Origin of the sequence: Vibrio sp. Vb2960, from assembly GCF_033337665.1 — a bacterium.
Taxonomy (GTDB): domain Bacteria; phylum Pseudomonadota; class Gammaproteobacteria; order Enterobacterales; family Vibrionaceae; genus Vibrio; species Vibrio alginolyticus.
The window spans coordinates 225368-246187 of sequence record NZ_JAWORD010000004.1 but is presented as its reverse complement, the minus strand read 5'-3'; the positions used below and the strand labels follow the sequence as shown (position 1 = coordinate 246187).

The window sequence follows — 20820 nt, the reverse complement described above, 5'->3', positions numbered from 1 at the left end:
AATAAGAAATCCATTCGTTAGGGAAATTCTTGCAATGCGGTAACAAAAACAAAGCACTTGGTATAAAATGATGGGTTTGAATGACAGTTAATTTAGGAACGATCGGCAATGGCTGAATACGTATATACCATGTCGCGGGTGAGCAAAATTGTGCCACCTAAGCGTCAAATTCTTAAAGACATCTCTCTGAGCTTCTTCCCTGGTGCGAAAATCGGTGTTTTAGGTCTGAACGGTGCAGGTAAATCCACACTGCTACGTATCATGGCAGGTATCGACACGGATATCGACGGTGAAGCGCGTCCACAACCTGGTCTAAACGTAGGTTACCTACCTCAGGAACCAGTATTAGACGAATCAAAAACCGTTCGTGAAGTTGTTGAAGAAGCGGTTGCTGACGTTGCTGACGCTCTGAAACGTTTGGACGCAGTCTACGCAGCATACGCTGAACCAGATGCAGACTTCGACGCACTTGCAAAAGAGCAAGGCGAGCTAGAAGCCCTTATCCAAGCGAAAGATGGTCACAACCTAGAAAATGCGCTTGAGCGTGCAGCAAACGCACTACGTTTACCTGAATGGGACCAAAAAATTGCGCACCTATCAGGTGGTGAACGCCGCCGTGTGGCTATTTGTCGCTTGCTACTTTCTAAGCCAGACATGCTACTGCTTGATGAACCTACCAACCACCTAGATGCAGAATCAGTGGCTTGGCTAGAGCGCTTCTTAGTGGATTACACAGGTACCGTAGTAGCCATCACCCACGACCGTTACTTCCTAGATAACGCTGCGGGCTGGATCTTAGAACTGGACCGTGGTGAAGGTATCCCATGGGAAGGCAACTACACCTCATGGCTGGAGCAAAAAGACGCTCGTCTACAACAAGAAGCCTCCCAAGAGAGTGCTCGCCAAAAGACTATCGAGAAAGAGCTTGAGTGGGTACGTAAAAACCCTAAAGGTCGTCAAGCGAAGTCAAAAGCACGTATGGCTCGCTTTGAAGAACTGCAAAGCTCTGATCACCAAAAACGTAATGAAACCAATGAACTGTTTATCCCACCAGGTGAGCGTCTAGGTGATAAGGTTATTGAAGTGAAGAACCTGACCAAGTCATTTGACGGTCGTGTTCTGATTGATGACCTGTCATTCAGCATCCCTAAAGGTGCGATTGTTGGTATCATCGGTGCTAACGGCGCAGGTAAATCGACGCTATTCAAGATGTTAAGTGGTACTGAACAACCAGACTCGGGCACAATTGAGATGGGCGATACAGTAAAACTGGCATCGGTCGATCAGTTCCGTGACAGCATGGACGATTCTAAAACCGTATTCCAAGAGATCTCTGAAGGTGCTGATATCATTAAGATCAACAACTTCGAAATCCCAGCTCGCGCATACTGTTCACGCTTTAACTTTAAAGGCAGTGACCAACAAAAGATTATTGGTGAACTATCGGGTGGTGAGCGTAACCGTGTCCACCTTGCGAAGCTGCTTAAAGCGGGCGGCAACGTGTTGCTACTCGACGAACCAACCAACGACCTTGACGTTGAAACACTGCGTGCTCTAGAAGAAGCATTACTAGAGTTCCCTGGTTGTGCAATGGTTATCTCGCACGACCGTTGGTTCCTTGACCGTATCGCGACCCACATCATTGACTACCGTGACGAAGGCCAAGTTAACTTCTACGAAGGTAACTACACAGAGTACATGGATTGGTTGAAGAAAACATTGGGTCCTGAAGCCGCAGAACCACACCGTATCAAATACAAGCGTATTGCGAAGTAATCGCAACCCACAAAGTTTGATTGTAATTTGTACAAAGGCCGCTATCATAGCGGCCTTTGTTTTCTTTGTTATAAAAAGAGCTCATTAGCCCGTCTCGTTCGTTAAGAACATGACATTGCACTTACGTCACTCTGTAGCGACCTCGACACTTTTCAAACAACAATCGAACACTTTTTGTTCGTATTGATATACTATTCAATTCTGTTTGACGACCTGACGAGAATATTCATATGACAGAGAGACGACGCTTTTCACGTATTCTCCATCAAGCTCCAGCTAAGATAGAACAACGTGACTTGGCAATTGAAGCTAGGATTCAAGATCTTTCCTTGCATGGTTTACTCATGAAAGTGGAAGAGACTGAGGCTTTGGATCCAACCCTTCCAGTCCATGTGACTTTTTCATTTGATCAATCCGAACAAGTGATTACGTTAAAAGCGCAAATTGTGAATGTCTCTAAGTGTGAGATTAGGTTGAAGATCGCTAAGGTAGACATCGAAAGCATTAGCCAACTAAAACGATTTATAGAGTTGAATGTAGGCAATAACGACCTTCTGAATCGAGAGTTAGAGCACCTCTCTGGTTTTTAGGAGAAAAATAAATGAACGCCTATTTAAGTAACAATAACTATGTCTAAAAAAATCATCATGCAGATCCCGACGAAAGACGGCGATCAGCAGTTCTATTTGGGCCGCAGTTCGGTCCTAGCAGTATTTGCTTCAGTATTAGCATTACCCGCCGTCGTTGGTGGCGCGTGGTACCTTAATCAGCAGCAGATGCACAATAAAGACGAACTAACACAAATCATCGCCAAACTGGAAAGTGAAAAGGCCGAAGTGACGGCTCTTTACGAAGAACAGCTTGATACCAATCATTCGCTTTCCCAGTCTTTGACGGACAAAAACAATCAAATTCAGCTATTGGGCAAACGGGTATTCGACGTTGAATCGGTTTTAGGTCTCGCAGACGAAGAGTTGATGATCGATGAGAACAGCATGGGGTTAGAGGAGCGAATTGACGCAGCCGCTATCGATTCTGCTGTTCGAGCGACGATGTTCCGTTTGATACCAAATGACAGTCCAGTCACATACCAACGTATTTCTTCTTCTTACGGCAGTCGTATTAATCCGATTTCAGGTAAGAGGCATGTTCATACTGGTATCGATCTGACTTGTAAAAGAGGAGAAGAGATCCTGGCACCGGCTGACGGTGTGGTGGAAACCGTTCGCCCGAGCAATCGTGGTTATGGTAACTATGTCACCATTCGTCACTCATTTGGCTTTATGAGCTCCTTTGCTCATCTACAACGCTTCAAAGTGAAAAGCGGTCAGTTTGTTAGTAAAGGCGACATCATTGCTCAATGCGGTAACTCTGGCAACTCCACAGGGCCACACTTGCACTATGAAGTACGCTTCCTCGGACGAGCACTCAACCCTCAATACTTAATGGAGTGGACGCCAGAAAACTTCAATGACGTCTTTGAAAAAGAGAAAAAAGTGAAATGGGGACCTTTGGTTCAATTGATTGATAACGTTGTACGTCTACAAGTCAATTTAACCAATTCACCCTATCGCGATACCAGTATCAACACAGTATCAAGTGAAGATACGAGTAATACTGCGACGAACTGATTTGTCCATCAACACGAAAAAGAGCAGCTTACGCTGCTCTTTTTGTTTCGGACTCTGCACGGCTAAATGACCCGTGATTAGCCGCGATGAATATTATCATTCGCCTGTTTGAGTAAGTTTTGGCTCTCATTCATAAATTGTTGAGAATAAGTACCAAACCAATCACTCACCTGCTTAAAGCTTTCGATGAATCGCGCTTTGTCTCTGCTATCCAGAATCGCTACCGCATCACCTAAACGCTGATGAAATCGCTTGATCATATCGATATTCTCTTGAGAAGAGAAAATGATATCACCGTACAAGTTCGGATCCTGACCAAACAGTCGTCCCACCATCGCCAATTCAAGGCGGTAGATTGGCGAGCTTAACTTCAACAACTGATCGATGTTCGGATTCTCTTTGCTAAGGTGCATACCGTAAGCAAACGACGTGAAGTGGCGCAGCGCCTGAATCAACGTCATGCCATGATCGTGCTCTTGTGCATCGATTTGGCACAAGCTTGCGCCCCAAATCCCAAACTGTTGCAATAGCCATTGGTAATGCTCGTGACCACGGCCATCACAGTACACAATAACCTGCTTGGCAAGGCTCGGAACATCTGGGCCAAACATTGGGTGCAAACCAACCACAGGACCTTGGTGCACATTCAACATTGCTTGCAGAGGCTTCGACTTGATAGAAGTCAGGTCACACAGAATGCAGTCTTGCGGCAAGTTCCCCAGTTTTTCGATCACCCCTTCCGTTAGATGAATCGGCACCGTGACCACGACTAAACCCGCGTTGTCTAGAATCTCATCCGCATGATCCCAGTCTTTACTGCCGAGAACTTTGACCTGGTAGCCCGACAATTTGAACATACGCCCAAACAGGCCACCCAATTGACCATTACCACCAATAATAACAACTGAGCGTAAATCAGGGTTCAAACACTTAAAACCGGAATCTTTCTCGCTGGCATAAGACTCACGCATTGTTCGACGCAGAATATCTTCAATAAGCTGTGGAGGAATTCCCATTTTTTCAGCTTCAGCGCGACGAGAAGCTAACATCGCCGCTTCGCGGTCTGGAGCATAAATTGGCAAACCATGTTCGCTTTTTACTTCCCCAACTTTCTCTACGAGCGCTAAACGCTGAGCCAATAGCTCCAACATTTGCTTGTCGACTGCATCAATCTGATCGCGTAATGCGTTAAGTTCAACTGCCATTGATGTTCCTTAAATCCTGTATTAATTAGCCTTTAGACGATTTTCTAAGAAAGGCACTAGCTCTTCATGTGCATGACGTAATAGTGCCTCAGTTGAATCCCAATTGATACATGCGTCAGTGATAGATACACCGTATTTCATCTCTTCAAGAGCTAAGTCAGAAGATTGATTTCCTTCATTGATATGGCTTTCAATCATAAGACCGATAATAGATTTATTGCCTTCACGGATTTGATGAATCACATCCTCCGCGACTAATGGCTGGCGACGGTAATCTTTACGTGAGTTGGCGTGACTGCAATCCACCATTAATGAAGCATCAAGACCAGATTTCGCCATCTCTTGCTCACACTCAGTGACTGATACCGAATCGTAGTTAGTTTGCTTGCCGCCACGTAAGATCACATGTCCATTAGCATTGCCCTGGGTGGTCAACAGTGCGACTTGTCCCTCACGGTTAATTCCCATAAAACGGTGGCTAGAGGACGCAGCTTGCATCGCGTTAATTGCGGTTGCCAAACTGCCATCGGTGCCATTCTTAAAACCGATTGGCATAGACAGGCCGCTTGCCATTTCACGGTGAGTTTGTGACTCCGTCGTACGAGCACCGATGGCTGCCCAGCTAAAAGTATCCGCCAAGTATTGTGGGCTAATTGGGTCTAGAGCCTCAGTCGCGAGCGGGATTTCCATCTCTGCCAACTCCACCAGAAGTTCGCGTCCAACATGCAGACCGTGTTCAATATCGAAACTGCCGTCTAGGTGTGGGTCATTGATCAGGCCTTTCCAGCCGACCGTGGTGCGCGGCTTCTCAAAGTAAACACGCATAACAATATACAGTTGGTCACTTAGTTGTTCAGAGAGTGCTTTAAGTCGCTTTGCGTAATCCTTCGCCGCTTCTACGTCGTGGATAGAACATGGACCGCATACAACAAGCAGGCGGTGATCCTTCTTGTGAATAATATTAGCGATAGTTTGACGAGACTCTTGAATAAAGCGACGTGCTTTTTCACTCAAAGGAAGCTTGGTTTTTAGTTCCTCCGGAGTAATAAGAACCTGTTCTTCGATAATATTAATATTGCTCAACTCACTTTTCTGCATAACTCTAACCTGTATATTTATTTTTACACCAAACCAAACCTTTGGTGAGACAACTAAGCTTTAACGACAAGATAACAGGCTAAAAAAGAAAAACAAGCGTACAGAATAAAAAACATTTAGTGTAAACTAAAGTTTACAGTCAAATGAAAAGCCAAAGTATAATTAACTTTGGCTTCTCATCGCTGTTTTGAATCTTTTACAAGAGGTTTAGCTAGTCAAGCGTTTCATCGCTTCACTCGCCGCTTTCCACTCTTGAGATAGCTTAAGTTCGCTTGGAGAAAATGACTGTTTTTTCAGTAATCCATCCGCGAGTGGCACGGTTGAAACCGGTAAGTTGTCTAATACTTCAACGTGCGCTTCTCGTTTATTACACATTAACAACATATCGCAACCAGCTCTCAATGCTTGAGCACCTCGCTCGGCTGGGCTGCCCATAATCGCAGCGCCTTCCATGGTCAAGTCATCCGAAAAAACCAAACCTTTAAAACCCAATTGCTGACGCAGGACCTGTTTTAACCAGTATTCAGAACCGCTGGCTGGTTGAGCATCATAATGTGGGAAAATCACGTGAGCAGGCATCATGGCATCTAAAATACCGGCATCAATTTGCGCTTTGAAGATCGCCATATCTTGTTCAAAAATATCACTGCGCTCATCGTATGGTGTTTCTAGATGTGAGTCTGCAATCACGCCACCATGTCCAGGGAAGTGCTTGCCTGTCGTTGCCATGCCAACACTCTTCATTCCCTGCATATATGCAGTGCTATAGCGAAGAATGGTATCGGCATCTTCACCGAATGCGCGGTTACCGATCGCTTTACATTGATGGCCTTGGTCAAGTACCGGGGCAAAGCTTAAATCAATATCATGGGCAATCAGCTCTGCTGCCATTAACCAACCGCCCATACGAGCAAGCTCTTCACCATTTTGATGTTTAGCGTACTCATCAGCAGCAGGAATTAATGAGAAACCTTCACGAAAGCGCTGCACTCGGCCGCCTTCTTGATCCACACCGATCAAAAACGGGCGCTTAGCCGCCTTTCGGATGGATTGAGTAAGTGCTTGAAGCTGTTCGCTATCATGATAGTTGCGAGCAAATAGAATTAAGCCACCAACCGTAGGATGCTCCAAGATTTCTTTGTCTTCAGCGGTCAGTTCATACCCCGCAACGTCAACCCATAACGGTCCCATGTTTTCTCCTCAAAATCGGCTGAATATCTCGTATTCGATGAGGTTATTCGCTTCAGATTTGCTTTACAATAAGTGAATGAAGAATTGACGAGATCGGCTATGAAATTTAACGAACTGTACATTGGTGTGATGTCTGGAACGAGTATGGATGGCGTTGATACCGCTCTAGTTGAAATAAGCGATGAGCATGTTCGCCTGATTGCGCACGACGACTACCCAATGCCCGCAGCGCTAAAAGACATGCTGTTATCTGTTTGTACCGGTCAAGCAACAAATTTAAAAACCATAGGTGAACTTGACCACCAGCTCGGCCACCTATTTGCAGATGCCGTGTTACAGCTGCTCAATAAGTCTGGTTACGTCGCAGAGCAAATTCGTGCGATTGGTAATCACGGTCAAACAGTGTTCCATCAGCCTACCGGAAACTTGCCGTTTACCACTCAATTGGGCGATGCCAACATTATCGCGGTCAAGACAGGCATTGATACGGTAGCGGATTTTCGTCGTAAAGACATGGCGCTAGGTGGACAAGGTGCCCCACTCGTCCCTGCTTTCCATAAAAGCATTTTTGCGATGCAGGATTCCACAACTGTGGTGCTTAACATTGGAGGCATTGCCAATATCTCTGTACTGCATCCAGAACAACCAGTCATTGGCTATGACACAGGCCCGGGCAATATGTTGATGGACGCATGGTGTGCGCTGCATAAAGGGCAAAGCTTCGACGAAGATGCACAATTTGCACTTAAAGGAACGGTAAACGCTACTTTGTTGACTCAATTACTCAAAGAAGCTTACCTCGCCATGCCAGCCCCTAAAAGTACCGGACGAGAACTGTTCAATATTGACTGGCTGCATCAACAACTGGCCCATCACAATTTACCAATCGAAGACGTACAAAGTACACTTTGCGAGTATTCTGCAATTACCATTGCCAACGAAGTCGACAAGTTTTCTCATGGCATCACACCTCAACTATTGGTCTGTGGCGGTGGAGCAAGAAACCCACTTTTGATGCAGCGACTAGCTAAGTTATTGCCACAATGGAGCGTTGCGACAACGGCAGAAAAAGGCGTTGATGGCGACTACATGGAAGCAATGGCGTTTGCTTGGCTTGCGCAGCGCCATATTCACGACCTCCCTAGCAACTTACCGGAAGTTACGGGGGCAAGTCGTCTCGCTTCACTGGGTGTACTCTATTCAAAAAATTAAGGGCAATAGATCCTAAACAAAAAGGCTTAATTCATTATGACGAACGATGCACTTATCGCAGCTTTATCCCATCTGGTATCTGAAGGGCGAAACCCAGACACCATGGACATCGACTTGCTGCCTTCTCTCGATATTGTTCAACGCATCAACCAACAGGACAAACTCGTTCCTCTTGCCGTTGAAAAAGTGTTGCCTGAGATCGCTGAAGCCGTTGATAAGATCACGGAAGCATTTAAGGTCGGAGGTCGGTTGTTTTACATCGGTGCGGGTACCAGTGGTCGACTTGGCGTTTTGGACGCTTCAGAATGCCCACCAACTTTTGGCACAGATCCAGAGATGGTCGTTGGTATTATTGCCGGTGGAAAAGAGGCAATGTTCCGTGCAAAAGAAGGGGCGGAGGACGACCCTACATTAGGCGAGCAAGATCTTAAAGAGAATACGCTAACACAACGCGATGTCGTCGTTGGTATTGCGGCAAGTGGACGAACACCTTACGTGATTGGTGGCTTAGAGTATGCGAACGAGCTTGGTGCCACCACTGTAGCACTATCTTGTAACCCTGACTCTCCGATTGCAGATATTGCTGATATTGCGATTAGCCCCGTTGTTGGACCTGAAGCGTTAACGGGATCCACTCGCTTAAAATCAGGGACAGCACAAAAACTCGTACTGAACATGCTCACTACCGCAAGCATGATTCGCCTGGGCAAAAGTTATCAGAACTTAATGGTAGATGTGAAAGCGACGAATGCAAAGCTAGTTGCAAGAGCGGCTCGTATTGTTATGCAAGCAACAGATTGTACTAACCAAGAGGCTAAAACGGCGCTCAAAGAAACGGACTACGACGCCAAGTTAGCGATTTTGATGATTTTAACCGGGCTGGATAGAGAAAGCGCGACTGAGCAACTGAACGCCAAGCAAGGATATTTAAGAAAAGTCGTGATCGCGCAAACTAATCAATCTTAATCAATAAAGCGCCTCACTTATTTAAAAGTCAGGCGCCTTTTATGGCTTAATTTAGTAGTTCAATCGTTCAATGTGAGTAATACCGACTTTACCTTCAAGGTCACTGAACATATGAACCATTGCTGGGTATGGTTGTGCTCCAGGGTAGACAACTTCTGCATTACAGAAAAACGCATAGTTTTGTCCGGCTACTACTTGAGTAGCCACAACCAAAGGGGAGTATTTGACACCGACAAACCCCTCGATACCTTTAGCAAATACTTCTTTATTCTCTGCTGTGAGTTCATGAAATGGACTCCAGCCACCAGCCATTTGCGTTGACATAATGTGATTCCTTTTTTCTGTGCTCACTATCAATCAATATGAACATAGTTTAATAAGGAAGGTTTTGCCACATTTATGTGATGCAGACAGTGTAACAACGGCTTTATTGACTATTAATTTGAGTATTCATTCCAACCACGTTGCCATTCCATGCGGAATTCTTGCGCTTGCTCAGTACCTTCACAAACCCCTTCGTAATACTGACCAGATAACCCCATTTGATACGCAAAAGCAGGATTACAGTACTCACGTAAACCTTCTAAATAACCTTGGTCGTAGTCACTTTGCTTAACACTACCCAACTCACGAAGCTCGCTCATCGTGCGCGATGTGTGTCCGGTTATGCCATCTTGATATCCGATCTGATGCCAATCTCCCGACTTGGCAAGATCTGCTGTCGTTGCTGTGCATCCTGCAAGTAAAGCCAGTGCCAGACCTACCGTTACCTTTTTCATGGTTCTTCCTTAAGTAATTGTTTTCAAAAATAAGCTTACCACTAATTATTGGCGCTTGCCGCTGAGCTTGCAGATTTAACCACTGATGACTCAAATCAGCCGCTCAAGACTGTCATCAACCTTTCGCCATTTTTAAAAACCGCTCAAGCAGCATATCGACCACTCAGTGCTCTATTCGACCACTCATCTACTAACCGAATGCATTTAACACAAGTGACGCATAACATGCATCCTGAGATTAAAAAATTACCCTACCCAACTAAGACCAAGGACAATTGCTATGATGTGGTTTCTAACCTGTGTCGCAGCCCTAATCGGCGGATACTTCATCTACGGCGCTTTCGTCGAGAAGATTTTCGGCATCAATGAAAAACGCCAAACGCCAGCTCACACCAAATCGGACGGTGTTGACTTCGTTCCAATGTCAACAAAGAAAGTTTACCTAGTTCAACTACTTAACATCGCAGGTGTTGGTCCAATTTTTGGCCCGATCATGGGGGCACTATACGGTCCTGCGGCGATGCTTTGGATTGTAGTCGGTTGTATTTTTGCTGGTGCAGTACACGATTACTTCTCAGGCATGCTTTCAGTGCGTAACGGCGGTGCATCTGTACCTACCATTACAGGTCGCTACCTAGGTAATGGCGCAAAACACTTTATGAATATTTTTGCCATTGTCCTATTGCTTCTAGTTGGCGTAGTGTTCGTTTCAGCCCCTGCTGGCATGATTACTAACCTCATCAATGATCAAACAAGCTTGAGCGTAAGCATGACTACAATGGTTATTGCTATCTTTGCTTACTACATCATTGCGACGATTGTTCCTGTCGATAAAATCATTGGTCGTTTCTACCCACTGTTTGGCGCCCTACTTATCTTTATGTCTGTTGGCCTAATGACAGCCGTTGCTTTCTCTAGCGAACATACAGTAATGGGTGACTTCCAAGTTTCGGACATGTTCTCTAACCTCAACCCAAATGACATGCCGTTATGGCCTGCATTGTTCATCACTATCGCATGTGGTGCTATCTCTGGCTTCCACGCGACTCAGTCTCCACTGATGGCGCGTTGTATGGAAAATGAGAAAAACGGTCGCTTCGTATTCTACGGTGCAATGATTGGTGAAGGTGTAATCGCGCTAATTTGGTGTGCTATCGCTCTGTCTTTCTTTGGCTCTCTAGACGCTCTATCAGAAGCTGTGAAAAACGGTGGCCCTGGTAACGTGGTATACAGCGCATCATTTGGTCTGCTAGGTGTGTTCGGTGGTATCCTTGCGTTCCTGGGTGTGGTTATCCTACCAATTACGTCTGGCGATACAGCGTTCCGTTCAAGCCGCTTGATCCTTGCTGAATACTTCAACATGGAACAAAAAACGCTACGTAACCGTCTACTGATGGCACTTCCACTGTTCGTTATCGGCGGTATCTTAACTCAAGTAGACTTCGGCATTATCTGGCGCTACTTCGGTTTTGCAAACCAAACAACAGCGGTAATGATGCTTTGGACTGCGTCCGCTTACCTACTGCGTCACAACAAGCTGCACTGGATTACCACTATCCCAGCTATCTTCATGACCACGGTATGTGTCACGTTCATCTTAAACAACAGCTCGCTAGGTTTTGGTCTGCCAATGCAACTATCAACTATCGTAGGTATTGTGTTTGCCCTAGCTGTGACAGGTTACGTTATCAAAACCTCTAAGGGTAAAGGTGAAACTGAACTGGCTGACGAAGAGAAACCACAAGCCGTATCAGAAACAGCGTAATACTCGTCACATCTGAGTGACTAAGATAGGAGCCTGCCAATTGCAGGCTCTTTTTGTTTTATACCCAAGTCACTTTAAGGTTCAGAAAGCACAGCGCAGCATCATTTACTTAGCTGTTCTTATCTATCTGAGCCAAGCATCTTGAGGTTACTTAGGTATACAATAACAACATTGATTCTAGGTTAGGTTCACTATGGAACTGGTCATCTCCCTTTTACAACAGATGTGTGTGTACTTAGTTTTGGCTTACATGCTAAGTAAAACGCCAATCATCTTACCTTTGCTGAGTATTTCTTCGCGCTTAAGCCACCGCCTAATTTGTTACGTACTCTTCTCTGGCTTTTGTATTCTCGGCACCTATTTCGGTCTGCACATCAACGATGCTATTGCCAATACTCGTGCGATCGGCGCAGTTATGGGCGGGCTGTTTGGTGGACCTGTTGTAGGTTTCGCCGTCGGATTTACTGGTGGCATCCATCGATACTCTCTTGGTGGCTTTACTGACCTAGCCTGCGCAATTTCAACCACCGCCGAGGGCGTAATTGGTGGCTTGCTCCACGTTTACCTTATCAAGCGAAATAAAGGCGCATTGCTGTTTAATCCAAGCGTCGTATTCAGCGTCACGTTTGTTGCAGAAGTGGTGCAAATGATTTTGCTGCTCGCCGTCGCGAAACCTTTTGATCAAGCCTATGAACTGGTGTCCGCTATTGCAGCGCCTATGATCATCGCGAACTCATTTGGTGCGGCGTTGTTCATGAGTATCCTGCAAGACAGAAAAGCAATCTTTGAAAAGTTTTCTGCGACGTTTTCGCGTCGAGCGCTCACCATTGCTGATCGCTCAGTGGGAATTCTAAGCAACGGCTTCAACACCGAAAACGCAGAGAAAATCGCACGTATTATTTACGAAGAAACCAAAGTGGGCGCTGTCGCGATTACTGACCAAGAAAAGATCTTGGCGTTTGTGGGCATTGGCGATGATCACCATAAACCGAACACGCCGATTTCATCGCAAAGCACATTAGACTCCATGGAGAAAAACGACATCATTTATCTTGATGGTGCGGAGCGTCCATACCAATGCTCCATTGCAAAAGATTGCAAGCTCGGATCTGCGCTGATCATCCCACTGCGTGCAGGGAAAGAGGTCATTGGTACCATAAAGCTGTATGAACCGAAGCGTAAATTGTTCTCGACGGCCAACATGTCGATGGCGGAAGGAATAGCCCAGCTTCTATCTAGCCAAATCCTTTATGGCGATTACCAACAACAACAAGCCTTACTCGCCCAAGCAGAAATAAAATTGCTTCACGCTCAGGTGAATCCACACTTTTTGTTTAATGCACTCAATACTATTAGTGCGATTACTCGTCGTGACCCTGACAAAGCGCGCGAGCTAATCCAAAATCTATCGCACTTCTTCCGCAGCAATTTAAAGCAGAACATTAATACCGTGACGTTAAAGGAAGAGCTTGCACATGTGAACTCGTACTTGAGCATCGAAAAAGCGCGTTTTACGGACCGCTTAGAGGTTGAAATCGATATTCAACCTGAATTGCTGGACATCAAATTACCAAGCTTTACACTCCAGCCTTTGGTTGAGAATGCCATTAAGCATGGCATTTCAAACATGCTTGAAGGTGGTAAAGTTCATATATACAGCGAAGCACACCCACAAGGTCACTTGATTACCGTCGAAGACAACGCAGGCAGTTTTGAACCGCCAAAAGAAAACCACTCAGGGCTAGGTTTAGAAATTGTCGACAAACGTCTCACTAATCAATTTGGACGTGATGCAGCGCTAAAAATTACGTGCGAGCCACATCAATTTACTAAAATGAGCTTTATCATTCCCCCAAAATCATAAAAGCACGCTGAAGCAATAAAGGTAATGTTGGATGTTAACCGCACTCGTCATTGATGATGAACAGTTTGCTCGTGAAGAGCTAGCAGAGTTACTGGATGAAACAGGCCAAGTCGAGGTCGTGGGCGATGCCTCAAACGCAATCCTTGGCCTAAAAAAAATCAATGAACTTAAGCCTGATGTGGTGTTTCTCGATATCCAAATGCCTCAAGTCACGGGGATTGAACTACTTGGGATGCTTGATCCAGAAACCATGCCTTATGTGGTTTTTGTCACGGCTTATGATCAGTATGCGATTCAAGCATTTGAAGACAATGCCTTTGATTACTTGCTCAAACCTGTCGACCCATGCCGGTTAACTAAAACGGTCAAACGACTAAACAAAGTCATTAGCCAATCCGCCCTAACGCAACAACTGTCTGCTATTACACCTGACACGTTGGATCAGATACCGTGCATCGGACACAACCGCATCGTTATCATGGCCACCGACACGGTGGAATGTGCTTACAGTGATATCAGCGGCGTGCATGTACGCTCCACCAGCCAAACCGCGAGCACCCAACTGACATTAAAAACGTTGGAAGAGAAAACCCCTCTAGTCCGCTGCCATCGTCAATACTTAGTCAGTATTAAAGCGATTAGCGAAATCAAGTTACTGGAAAATGGGTTAGCGGAAATCATTACCAAAACAGGCTTTGAGATACCAGTAAGCCGCCGCTACTTAAAGGTGCTCAAAGAGATGCTCGGCATTAGCCACTAACACAAAAACTTCACACATCATCGCTGAGTTTCCGCTAGCGTATAAATAGGACGCTCTGAAAAGACGAGGCGATGATGTATAAAGTTTTATTCGTATGTAAGCACAACGCTGGACGAAGCGTCCTCGCGGAGTCAATCGCAACCAATATCCTGCCAGCAGATTTTAGTGTCACCAGTGGAGGCTCACATCCCACAGGCAAGGTGCACCCAGTGGTGCAAAAATATTTAGATGACCACCAACTCCCCATTCCGCATATCCACACGCATTCATGGGAGGAGCGAACTCAGTTTCTTCCCGACATCGTTATTATTCTCTGTGATTCTTTACATCAAGAAACCGCTCCTCAGTGGCTTGCAGGTGGTGTTCGAGTAAACTGGCAAGTTGATGCTTTTCCGACCGATGGTTCTGATGAAGACATGTACGCACATTGCGAAAAGGTTGCTCAATCGCTTGAGCGAAGAATCACGAAGGTGTCTGATATGATTATCGATGGTTTAGGAAAAGACCAAATTCGTGATTACCTAAATGAGTTAAGAGAGATGTAAAAAAGGCGACACACAGGTCGCCTTTTGAATATTCGATAAATAGAGACTAATCCACTTGCTTGATTTGAAGTTCTTTAGGTACTTCAAAGAACATATTCTCTTCACGGCCAAGTACTTCATCAACCGCTTCGGCACCAACGAGTTCTTTGATTCGCTCTAGAATCTGATTAACGAGCTCTTCCGGAGCAGATGCTCCCGCAGTCACGCCGACCTTTGTTTTGCCTTCGAACCACTCAGGTTTGATATCTTCCGGACAGTCGGTTAAGTAGCCAGGTGTCCCTAGCTTTTCAGCTAGCTCTTTAAGACGTGTAGAGTTTGATGAGTTTTTAGAACCCACCACAACCATCACATCTACGTCACCAGCTAATTCACGTACGGCATCTTGGCGGTTTTGTGTCGCATAACAGATATCGTCTTTACGTGGACCTTGGATATCTGGGAACACGCGGCGTAGCTCTTCGATAACATCGGCAGTTTCATCGACAGAAAGCGTCGTTTGGCTTACGTAATGAAGATCGGATGGATCTTTCACAATCGCCTTCAGTTTCTCAACATCGGCTGGAGTTTCAACCAAGTACATACCACCGGTTTCACTGGCGTATTGCCCCATCGTACCTTCGACTTCAGGGTGACCTGCGTGACCAATCAGAACCACTTCCATATTACGACGGCTCGCACGCGCCACTTCCATATGCACTTTGGTTACTAAAGGACACGTTGCGTCAAATACGGTCAAATCACGCTGCTTGGCTTCCTGACGAACTGCCTGCGATACACCATGAGCGGAGAAAATCACAATGTTGTTGTCTGGCACTTCGTGCAGTTCTTCAACGAAGATAGCACCACGCTGTTTTAGACCTTCAACCACAAAACGGTTATGCACCACTTCATGACGCACATAAATCGGTGGCTGATACATCTCTAGCGCACGCTCTACGATGCTAATCGCGCGGTCAACACCAGCACAGAAACCACGTGGGTTAGCTAACAGGATTTTCATTTCATTGCTCATGGAAGTTATCTTTTATTTGGTTCGCTATTCTACTGACAAAATTTCAACTTCGAAAGTCACGTCTTGTCCCGCTAGAGGATGGTTGAAGTCCACAGTGACTGAATCGCCTGCAATCTCTGTAATAATGCCCGGGATTTCCATGCCATCAGGGCCACTGAAGGCCATGATTGTACCAACTTCCACTTCTGCATCACCTACAAATTTAGTGCGATCCATATAGTGAATATGATCAGGGTTTGGCATACCAAACGCGTCTTCTGCCTTTAGCTCAATCGCTTTTTGTGCGCCTGTTTCGAGGCCTATCAAGCACTGCTCAAAGTTTTCACTCAAGCTGCCATCACCCATAACAAATTTCGCTGGTTTACCCATGTTATGAGTACTATCTGCAACCGATCCGTCTTTCATTTTAATCGTAAAGTGAAGGGTTACTACCGATTCATTGGTTATTGTTGTCACGTTAATGCTTCCTTGTTCTTGGGTTATTACGCTGTCAGCTTGGTCTTTTTATACATTGATATGCTGATTGGCGCTCCAACATAATAAAAAGCGTCGCTCGAATCAACGGACGACGCTTAGGGTTATTCGATATACCGCAAAAGATTACTTGTCAGCGTCTTTTTTACGGAAGCCATCCAGAATAATCATTGCCGCACCAATACAGATCGCCATGTCAGCAAGGTTGAATGCTGGCCAGTGGTAGTTACCCCAGAAGAAGTCTAGGTAATCAACAACAAAGCCATGAACGACGCGGTCAAACACGTTGCCCACTGCACCACCAATAATCAGTGCATAAGCAATGTTGTTCCATTTTTCTTTTGCTGGAAGCTTGCTCATCCAGTAGGTCAAAAGACCCGTCACAACAAACGCGATACCTGTAAATAACCAACGCTGCCAACCGGCTTGATCGCTCAAGAAGCTGAATGCAGCACCGTAGTTATGAACATAAAGTAGGTTGAAGAATGGCAACACCTCAATTCGGTTTGCCCATCCGTAGCCCATGTTGTCCATCACCACCAATTTGATGCCAATATCTGCAATAAATACCAGAATTGCTAACCACAGCCAGCGAACTCCAGATTGCTTTAACGTCAGTGCTTTTTCACTCATTACTTTACCTACAAACAGCCCCAGTAAATACTGGGGCTGTTAATTTTAAAAAAAGTTCAGTCGTTCTAGGCAATTACGCGAATTTACGTACTTCACCTTCGCCGTCTACGTTAGACACACAACGACCACAGATCTTCTCGTGACCTTCAATTGTGCCTACGTCTGGCGTGTGGTGCCAACAACGGTCACACTTCTCGCCTTCAGCTGCTGCTACTTCTACAAACAAGCCTTCGATATCTGTGGCTTGTGCTGCATCCGTCTTCTCACCTAGAGGCTTAACTTTCGCCGCAGAGGTTAGTAGAACAAAGCGCAGTTCATCTTCAAGTTTGTTGATCTTCGCCGCTAGTGCGTCATCAGCAAATAGAGTCACTTCAGCTTGTAGTGCACCACCAATGGTTTTCTCTTTACGCGCATCTTCTAGAAGTTTGTTTACCGCACCACGAACCGCTTGGATCTCAGACCAGAATTCGTTGTTCAGCTCTTCACCTTCAGCAAGACCGAATAGACCGTCGAACCACTCACCAGTGAATACGAACTTGTCGCGTTGACCTGGCATTTCGTTCCAGATTTCATCTGCAGTGAACGACATGATTGGCGCCATCCAACGAACTAGCGCTTCTACGATGTAGTAAAGTGCAGTCTGACAGCTACGTTGAGCGTTGCCGCCACGTTTTGCTGTGTACTGACGGTCTTTAATTACGTCTAAGTAGAAAGAGCCCATTTCGATTGAACAGAATTGCATTAGACGCTGAGTCACACCGTGTGTGTTGTACTCTTCGTATGCTTTAACAATCTCTTCTTGTGCTGCTAGTGCACGACCAACCGCCCAGCGATCTAGCGCAACCATCTCTTCAACAGGAACGATGTCTGTTTCAGGGTTGAAGCCGCTCAAGTTAGCTAGGAAGAAACGCGCTGTGTTACGGATGCGACGGTACGCATCTGCGCTGCGTTTTAGGATTTCATCAGAAACCGCAACTTCACCAGTGTAGTCTGTAGAAGCAACCCATAGACGAAGAATGTCAGCACCTAGCTTGTTGGTTACGTCTTTTGGCGCAACCACGTTACCGATAGATTTAGACATCTTACGACCCTGACCGTCAACCACGAAACCGTGTGTCAGTACTTGTTTGTAAGGCGCTTCGTCTTTCATCGCAATAGATGAAATTAAAGAAGATTGGAACCAACCGCGGTGTTGGTCAGAACCTTCTAGGTATAGGTCTGCACTGTTGCCGTTGTACTCTTCACGAGCATCAACAACAGAGAAGTGAGTGACACCTGAATCGAACCATACGTCTAGCGTATCTAGCACTTTTTCGTATTGGTCAGCGTCAGCACCTAGTAGTTCAGCGGCATCTACATCCCACCATGCTTGGATGCCTTTCTCTTCAACCAGCTTAGCGACTTTCTCGATCAGCTCTAGCGTGTTTGGATGAAGTTCTGCTGTTTCTTTATGAACAAACAGAGCAATTGGCACACCCCAAGTACGTTGACGAGAGATACACCACTCAGGGCGACCTTCGATCATACCTTCGATGCGGCTTTGACCCCACTCAGGCATCCACTCTACATTCTTGATTGACTCTAATGCTTTAGCACGTAGGCCAGCTTGGTCCATAGAAACGAACCATTGAGGTGTAGCACGGAAGATGATTGGAGTCTTATGACGCCAACAGTGTGGGTAGCTGTGCTCGTAAGCGTGGTGGTGTAGTAGTGCACCTTTTTCTTTTAGTACTTCTACTACTGCATCGTTCGCTTTAAATACGTGCTGACCAGCAAATAGATCTGTATCTGGTAGGTAAACACCGTTTGAGCCAACTGGGTTTGCTACTTCTAGGTTGTACTTATTACCAACCGCGAAGTCTTCTTGACCATGACCAGGTGCAGTGTGAACAACACCAGTACCTGAATCAGTTGTAACGTGATCACCAAGGATCGCCGGTACAGTGAAATCGTAGAATGGGTGTTGGAATTGAGAAAGCTCAAGATCCGCACCTTTCGCAAAACCTAGGTTGTGGAAGTGCTCGATACCAGCACGGTCCATTACGTCTTTCGCCAGCTCAGCAGCAACGATGATACGCTCAGCGTTGTCGCCTTCTGTTTGGATAAGCACGTACTCTAGATCATCACGTAGACATACTGCGCGGTTTGCAGGCAGTGTCCAAGGTGTTGTTGTCCAGATAACGATAGATACGTCACCGTGACCTTCATGACCTTCTGTCAGTTCAAATTTAGATAGCAGTGCCGCTTCGTCAGCCGCTTTAAAACGAACGTCGATAGATGGCGATACTTTATCTTTGTATTCTACTTCCGCTTCAGCAAGAGCAGAACCACAGTCTGTACACCAGTGAACAGGTTTGAAACCTTTTAGCAGGTGACCATTGCTTGCGATCTTACCAAGAGCACGAATAATGTTCGCTTCAGTTGCGAAATCCATAGTGCGGTATGGCTTGTCCCACTCACCCATGATACCAAGGCGTTTGAAGCTCTCTTTCTGACCTTCAACCTGACCAGCTGCGTATTCACGACATTTCTCGCGGAATTCCGCTGCTGTCACTTTTTGGCCTGGCTTACCTACTTTCTTCTCTACCATTAATTCGATTGGTAGACCGTGGCAGTCCCAGCCTGGGATGTAAGGTGCGTCAAAACCTGAAAGTGTTTTGGATTTAATAATAATGTCTTTAAGAATCTTGTTTAGTGCGTGACCAATATGAATGTCACCATTTGCGTAAGGAGGGCCATCGTGCAATACGAATGACTTTTTGCCTTTCTTAGCTTTACGGATTTCACCGTAAAGATCTTCTTTGTACCAACGCTTAAGCATTTCTGGCTCACGATTGGCCAGGTTGCCGCGCATTGGAAACCCTGTTTCAGGTAAGTTCAGGGTATCTTTATACTCACTCATCGATTCTTAATTCCGTTATATTGGGCGAAAATTAGACATTATGTTGAACGGTGGAATAAACCGCTCAACGCTTAAGCTGACGCAGCCACACCCTTGCTGCTTCAGCATCCAATTCGATTTGTTGTTTAAGTGCTTCAAACGACTCAAACTTTTGCTCATCTCGAAGTTTATGCAAAAGTTCCACTTCTAGTTGCTTGCCATATAAATTGGCATGAAAGTCGAATAAGTGCACTTCTAACTGTTGGCGAACACCATTGACGGTTGGTCTTTGACCAATATTAGCAACACCACCAACTGGCTTATTTCCTAAGCCAAGCGCTTGAACAACATAGACTCCGGAAACCGGAGAAACACAGCGTTTCAAAGGAATATTTGCAGTAGGGAACCCAATGGTTCGACCTAGCTTTCTTCCATGAGAAACACGACCGCTGATGCTGTAGTTTCTTCCCAGCATCTGTTGCGCGGAATGCAAATCGTCACGCGCCAGCGCTTGACGGATAGCCGTACTGCTGACACGTAATTGTTGTAAACAAAAGCTCTGGGTACTTACGACATCAAAGCCGTATTTTTCCCCTGCTTCCTGCAGCATTGCAAAGTTACCTGTACGGCCTTTGCCAAAGCAGAAATCATCACCAACGACAAGAAACTTAACACCCAAACGCTCGACCAACAAGTCACGGATAAACTCTTCCGCGGTTAAACTTGCAAAATGGCGATTGAAATTGACACACAGTAAGCGGTCAATATCGAGCTTACTCAATTGCACGAACTTATCGCGTAATCGCGTCAACCTTGCAGGTGCCTTGTCTTTGGCAAACAGCTCCATCGGCTGAGGTTCAAAGGTCATCACAACAGAAGGCAAGGATAGCCTGTCCGCTTGCTCAGACACTTGCTGCAATACTTGTTGATGGCCTTTATGGACACCATCGAAATTGCCAATAGTCAGCACACAACCATGATGTCGCGGGTTGATATTGTGAATGCCTCTAATCAGTTCCATTGGATAC

General features: G+C 45.7%; 19 protein-coding genes. 9 read left to right on the top strand and 10 right to left on the bottom strand.

Annotated features, from left to right (window positions below; translation table 11 throughout):
- Positions 1–108: 108 nt before the first annotated feature.
- The 3 genes from ettA to R7O03_RS05505 all read left to right on the top strand — a co-directional run bounded on the left by ettA (position 109) and on the right by R7O03_RS05505 (position 3407).
- Positions 109–1776, top strand: coding sequence for an energy-dependent translational throttle protein EttA (gene ettA, locus R7O03_RS05515; protein WP_005381894.1), 1668 nt, complete (start codon positions 109–111; stop codon positions 1774–1776).
- 230 nt (positions 1777–2006) lie between these two features.
- On the top strand, positions 2007–2366 hold the full coding sequence (locus tag R7O03_RS05510; RefSeq protein ID WP_031781006.1) for a PilZ domain-containing protein: 360 nt from the start codon (positions 2007–2009) through the stop codon (positions 2364–2366).
- A gap of 39 nt (positions 2367–2405) precedes the next feature.
- Positions 2406–3407: a M23 family metallopeptidase gene (locus tag R7O03_RS05505; protein ID WP_005381900.1), complete on the top strand. Its 1002-nt coding sequence runs from the start codon at positions 2406–2408 to the stop codon at positions 3405–3407.
- A gap of 77 nt (positions 3408–3484) precedes the next feature.
- Here the strand turns inward: R7O03_RS05505 and tyrA are convergent, their stop codons facing one another.
- The 3 genes from tyrA to nagZ form a co-directional block, all read right to left on the bottom strand.
- Positions 3485–4612: a bifunctional chorismate mutase/prephenate dehydrogenase gene (gene tyrA, locus R7O03_RS05500; protein ID WP_005381901.1), complete on the bottom strand. Its 1128-nt coding sequence runs from the start codon at positions 4610–4612 to the stop codon at positions 3485–3487.
- Positions 4613–4633: 21 nt separating this feature from the next.
- Positions 4634–5710, bottom strand: a complete 1077-nt coding sequence (locus R7O03_RS05495) for a 3-deoxy-7-phosphoheptulonate synthase (protein WP_005381904.1) — start codon at positions 5708–5710, stop codon at positions 4634–4636.
- A gap of 207 nt (positions 5711–5917) precedes the next feature.
- A complete protein-coding gene (nagZ, locus tag R7O03_RS05490; RefSeq protein ID WP_005381905.1) occupies positions 5918–6901 on the bottom strand; it encodes a beta-N-acetylhexosaminidase in 984 nt (327 codons plus the stop codon).
- A 99-nt stretch (positions 6902–7000) separates the two neighbouring features.
- Between nagZ and R7O03_RS05485 the strand changes: the two genes are divergently transcribed.
- A complete protein-coding gene (locus R7O03_RS05485) occupies positions 7001–8113 on the top strand; it encodes an anhydro-N-acetylmuramic acid kinase (protein ID WP_318131565.1) in 1113 nt (370 codons plus the stop codon).
- A gap of 36 nt (positions 8114–8149) precedes the next feature.
- On the top strand, positions 8150–9079 hold the full coding sequence (gene murQ / locus R7O03_RS05480) for an N-acetylmuramic acid 6-phosphate etherase (protein WP_005381910.1): 930 nt from the start codon (positions 8150–8152) through the stop codon (positions 9077–9079).
- A gap of 51 nt (positions 9080–9130) precedes the next feature.
- On the opposite strand, the gene R7O03_RS05475 is transcribed toward murQ, so the two are convergent.
- Both R7O03_RS05475 and R7O03_RS05470 read right to left on the bottom strand, forming a co-directional pair.
- On the bottom strand, positions 9131–9403 hold the full coding sequence (locus tag R7O03_RS05475; RefSeq protein ID WP_005381911.1) for a hypothetical protein: 273 nt from the start codon (positions 9401–9403) through the stop codon (positions 9131–9133).
- Between the two features lie 113 nt (positions 9404–9516).
- Positions 9517–9858: a DUF2799 domain-containing protein gene (locus R7O03_RS05470; RefSeq protein WP_318131564.1), complete on the bottom strand. Its 342-nt coding sequence runs from the start codon at positions 9856–9858 to the stop codon at positions 9517–9519.
- Between the two features lie 280 nt (positions 9859–10138).
- Between R7O03_RS05470 and R7O03_RS05465 the strand changes: the two genes are divergently transcribed.
- From R7O03_RS05465 to R7O03_RS05450, 4 genes are all read left to right on the top strand, one after another.
- On the top strand, positions 10139–11623 hold the full coding sequence (locus R7O03_RS05465) for a carbon starvation protein A (RefSeq protein ID WP_005381914.1): 1485 nt from the start codon (positions 10139–10141) through the stop codon (positions 11621–11623).
- A 193-nt stretch (positions 11624–11816) separates the two neighbouring features.
- Positions 11817–13487 carry a sensor histidine kinase gene (locus R7O03_RS05460; protein WP_005381915.1) on the top strand — a complete coding sequence of 557 codons (1671 nt, stop codon included), beginning with the start codon at positions 11817–11819 and terminating at the stop codon, positions 13485–13487.
- Between the two features lie 31 nt (positions 13488–13518).
- Complete coding sequence (btsR, locus tag R7O03_RS05455; RefSeq protein WP_005381917.1) at positions 13519–14247, top strand: two-component system response regulator BtsR; 729 nt, start codon at positions 13519–13521, stop codon at positions 14245–14247.
- Positions 14248–14318: 71 nt separating this feature from the next.
- Entirely contained in the window at positions 14319–14792 is a 474-nt protein-coding gene (locus R7O03_RS05450; RefSeq protein WP_318131563.1) for a low molecular weight phosphatase family protein, read from the top strand.
- 46 nt (positions 14793–14838) lie between these two features.
- Here the strand turns inward: R7O03_RS05450 and ispH are convergent, their stop codons facing one another.
- The 5 genes from ispH to ribF form a co-directional block, all read right to left on the bottom strand.
- Entirely contained in the window at positions 14839–15804 is a 966-nt protein-coding gene (gene ispH, locus R7O03_RS05445; protein WP_005381920.1) for a 4-hydroxy-3-methylbut-2-enyl diphosphate reductase, read from the bottom strand.
- A 24-nt stretch (positions 15805–15828) separates the two neighbouring features.
- On the bottom strand, positions 15829–16260 hold the full coding sequence (gene fkpB, locus R7O03_RS05440; protein ID WP_005381922.1) for an FKBP-type peptidyl-prolyl cis-trans isomerase: 432 nt from the start codon (positions 16258–16260) through the stop codon (positions 15829–15831).
- Between the two features lie 144 nt (positions 16261–16404).
- Positions 16405–16911: a signal peptidase II gene (gene lspA / locus R7O03_RS05435; RefSeq protein WP_005385948.1), complete on the bottom strand. Its 507-nt coding sequence runs from the start codon at positions 16909–16911 to the stop codon at positions 16405–16407.
- A gap of 73 nt (positions 16912–16984) precedes the next feature.
- Positions 16985–19813 carry an isoleucine--tRNA ligase gene (ileS, locus tag R7O03_RS05430; protein ID WP_318131562.1) on the bottom strand — a complete coding sequence of 943 codons (2829 nt, stop codon included), beginning with the start codon at positions 19811–19813 and terminating at the stop codon, positions 16985–16987.
- Between the two features lie 64 nt (positions 19814–19877).
- Positions 19878–20813 carry a bifunctional riboflavin kinase/FAD synthetase gene (gene ribF, locus R7O03_RS05425; RefSeq protein ID WP_005381933.1) on the bottom strand — a complete coding sequence of 312 codons (936 nt, stop codon included), beginning with the start codon at positions 20811–20813 and terminating at the stop codon, positions 19878–19880.
- Between the last annotated feature and the right edge of the window lie 7 nt (positions 20814–20820).

Coding starts and splice junctions, on each gene's coding strand:
- ettA (WP_005381894.1), top strand. CDS start 109: ATGGCTGAATACGTATATACCATGTCGCGGGTGAGCAAAATTGTGCCA.
- R7O03_RS05510 (WP_031781006.1), top strand. CDS start 2,007: ATGACAGAGAGACGACGCTTTTCACGTATTCTCCATCAAGCTCCAGCT.
- R7O03_RS05505 (WP_005381900.1), top strand. CDS start 2,406: ATGTCTAAAAAAATCATCATGCAGATCCCGACGAAAGACGGCGATCAG.
- tyrA (WP_005381901.1), bottom strand. CDS start 4,612: ATGGCAGTTGAACTTAACGCATTACGCGATCAGATTGATGCAGTCGAC.
- R7O03_RS05495 (WP_005381904.1), bottom strand. CDS start 5,710: ATGCAGAAAAGTGAGTTGAGCAATATTAATATTATCGAAGAACAGGTT.
- nagZ (WP_005381905.1), bottom strand. CDS start 6,901: ATGGGACCGTTATGGGTTGACGTTGCGGGGTATGAACTGACCGCTGAA.
- R7O03_RS05485 (WP_318131565.1), top strand. CDS start 7,001: ATGAAATTTAACGAACTGTACATTGGTGTGATGTCTGGAACGAGTATG.
- murQ (WP_005381910.1), top strand. CDS start 8,150: ATGACGAACGATGCACTTATCGCAGCTTTATCCCATCTGGTATCTGAA.
- R7O03_RS05475 (WP_005381911.1), bottom strand. CDS start 9,403: ATGTCAACGCAAATGGCTGGTGGCTGGAGTCCATTTCATGAACTCACA.
- R7O03_RS05470 (WP_318131564.1), bottom strand. CDS start 9,858: ATGAAAAAGGTAACGGTAGGTCTGGCACTGGCTTTACTTGCAGGATGC.
- R7O03_RS05465 (WP_005381914.1), top strand. CDS start 10,139: ATGATGTGGTTTCTAACCTGTGTCGCAGCCCTAATCGGCGGATACTTC.
- R7O03_RS05460 (WP_005381915.1), top strand. CDS start 11,817: ATGGAACTGGTCATCTCCCTTTTACAACAGATGTGTGTGTACTTAGTT.
- btsR (WP_005381917.1), top strand. CDS start 13,519: ATGTTAACCGCACTCGTCATTGATGATGAACAGTTTGCTCGTGAAGAG.
- R7O03_RS05450 (WP_318131563.1), top strand. CDS start 14,319: ATGATGTATAAAGTTTTATTCGTATGTAAGCACAACGCTGGACGAAGC.
- ispH (WP_005381920.1), bottom strand. CDS start 15,804: ATGAGCAATGAAATGAAAATCCTGTTAGCTAACCCACGTGGTTTCTGT.
- lspA (WP_005385948.1), bottom strand. CDS start 16,911: ATGAGTGAAAAAGCACTGACGTTAAAGCAATCTGGAGTTCGCTGGCTG.
- ileS (WP_318131562.1), bottom strand. CDS start 19,813: ATGAGTGAGTATAAAGATACCCTGAACTTACCTGAAACAGGGTTTCCA.
- ribF (WP_005381933.1), bottom strand. CDS start 20,813: ATGGAACTGATTAGAGGCATTCACAATATCAACCCGCGACATCATGGT.